At 67.4% G+C, this 2,403-nt stretch carries 2 protein-coding genes; both read right to left on the reverse strand.

The annotated features are described in order from the left end of the window. Positions 1–1,662, reverse strand: a 1,662-nt coding sequence (locus AC1D15_RS27245) for a M16 family metallopeptidase (protein ID WP_477828467.1), incomplete at its 3' end; no start/stop codon positions are given. Between the two features lie 123 nt (positions 1,663–1,785). After that, complete coding sequence (gene ppa / locus AC1D15_RS27250) at positions 1,786–2,331, reverse strand: inorganic diphosphatase (protein WP_047511809.1); 546 nt, start codon at positions 2,329–2,331, stop codon at positions 1,786–1,788. Positions 2,332–2,403: the final 72 nt, after the last annotated feature.

Genomic DNA, 2,403 nt, shown 5'->3' on the forward strand with positions numbered 1-2,403 from the left:
GTCCTGCACCTGCTGGCGGGTCAGCGTCTTCGTGCCCTTGTCGAGCAGCGCGGCGGTGACGTCGGGCACGTCGTTCAGGCCGGCCAGGCTCTTCTCGGTGCCGAAGTGCAGCGTCAGCGTCGCATGCACGGTGCCGCCGCGCGAGGCCTTGGGCAGCAGCGCCGCCTTGACGCCGCCGACCTGGAAGCGCTGGGTGCGCTGGTCGATGTTGGCCGGCGAGCTGTCGAAGGCCTCGGCGGTGGCCTGGGCCTGCTGCGGCTTGAAGCCCTTCAGCTCGGCCGCGACGTCGACCTTGGCCGGCGCCGGCGGGCGCTGCGGCTTGTCGGTGGGCAGGTAGATGCCCAGCGTGCGGTTCGACGCGATGAAGCGCTGGTCGGCCACGCGCTGCACGTCGGCCAGCTTCAGGTCACGCACGCGATCGCGCAGCAGGAAGAACAGCCGCCAGTCGCCCTGGGCCACCGATTCGCTGAGCGAGACGCCCACCGTCTCGGGGTTCGTGAACGCCTGTTCCCAGGCCTTCAGCCACTTGCCCTGGGCACGCTTGAATTCCTCGTCGGTGACGGGCTCGCTCGCGGTCGATTCGACGGTGGCCAGCAGCGCTTCGCGCGCCGGCTCGACCGCCTGGCCCGGTGCCAGCTGCGCGCCGAACAGCGTGAAGCCCGGCTCGGCCAGCGCCTGCGCGAAGCCGAAGGTGCTGGCGGCCAGCTGCTTCTCGGTCAGGCGCTTGTGCAGGCGGCCGGAGGGGGTGTCGCCCATCACCAGATCGAGCACCTCGATGGCCGGGTAGTCGGGGTGCGCCGCTGGCGGCACGTGGTAGGCCGCGAAGATCTGCGGCGTGCCGCCCGAACGCCGCAGCGTGACGCTGCGCTCGCCGTCCTGCGCCGGGTCGAGCGTGTACTGCACCGGCAGCTTGCGCGTGGGCTTGCGGATCTTGCCGAACGCGTCGCCGACCCAGCGCAGCACCTTGGCCGGCTCGAACTTGCCCGAGACGATCAGGGTCGCGTTGTCGGGCTGGTAGTACTGGCGGTAGAAGGCCTGCAGGCGCGGGATGTCGACGTTCTCGACGTCGGCGCGCGCGCCGATGGTGTCCTTGCCGTAGTTGTGCCACTCGTACATCGTGGCGACGGTCTTCTGCAGCAGGATGCGGTCGGGGCTGTTCTCGCCCATCTCCATCTCGTTGCGCACCACCGTCATCTCGGTGTCGAGGTCGCGGCGGGCGATGAAGCTGTTGACCATCGCATCGGCCTGCCAGTCCAGGTACCAGCGCAGGTTCTCGTCGTTGGCCGAGAAGCTCGCGAAGTAGTTGGTGCGGTCGAACCAGGTGCTGCCGTTGGCAGCCAGCCCACGCTTGGTGAACTCGGCCCACACGGTKCGGTGCTTCGGCGTGCCCTTGAACAGCAGGTGCTCCAGCAGATGGGCCATGCCGGTCTCGCCGTAGTTCTCCATCCGCGAGCCGACGTGGTAGGTCATGTTGACCGTGGTGGTCGGCTTGGAGTCGTCGGGGATCAGCAGCAGCTGCAGGCCGTTGGCGAGGCGGTACTCGGTGATGCCTTCGACCGTCTGGACCTTGTTGACACCGGCCGGCAGGGCCTGTGCGGAAGCGGTCTGCACCAGCAGAGTGCCGGCAACGATGAGAACGGCGGGCAGGAGACGTTTCAGCATGGGGCGGGGGAATCCGAAGCGAAGGGCGCAGTGTAGAGCGCTGTCCTTCGCCGAGGTTCCGCCAACAAAAAGAGGAGCCCGCGGCTCCCCTTCTCTGCATGTCCGTTCGTGACGGCGGGTGACTCAGCCCTTCGCGGCGGCAGCCTTCTGGTACGCAGCCAGCCCGCTGCTGATCTCGGCTTTGGCCGATTCCGGACCTTCCCAGCCGGTCACCTTGACCCACTTGCCGGCCTCGAGGTCCTTGTAGTGCTCGAAGAAATGCTGGATCGCCTTCAGGCGCATCTGGTTGATGTCTTCGGGCTTCTGCCAGTGCGTGTAGATCGGCAGCACCTTGTCGATCGGCACCGCGAGCAGCTTGCTGTCGCCACCGGCCTCGTCTTCCATCTTCAGCACGCCAATCGGGCGGCAGGTGACGACGACGCCCGGCGACAGCGGGAACGGCGTGATCACGAGCACGTCGACCGGGTCGCCGTCGTCGGACAGCGTCTGCGGCACGTAGCCGTAGTTGCAGGGGTAGTGCATCGCGGTCGTCATGAAGCGGTCGACGAACAGCGCGCCGCTTTCCTTGTCGACCTCGTACTTGATCGGGTCGGCGTTCATCGGGATCTCGATGATCACGTTGAACTGCTCGGGCGCCTTGGCGCCGGGGGGGACTTTGTGCAGGCTCATGAAGTTCTCTTGATGAAGAGGCAGGGATCGCGAGGGATAACCCGCATTTTAGCTGCGCGCCCTGCCCGCGCC

This window comes from Rhizobacter sp. P2_H2 (genome assembly GCF_056403375.1).

Coding starts and splice junctions, on each gene's coding strand:
- ppa (WP_047511809.1), bottom strand. CDS start 2,331: ATGAGCCTGCACAAAGTCCCCCCCGGCGCCAAGGCGCCCGAGCAGTTC.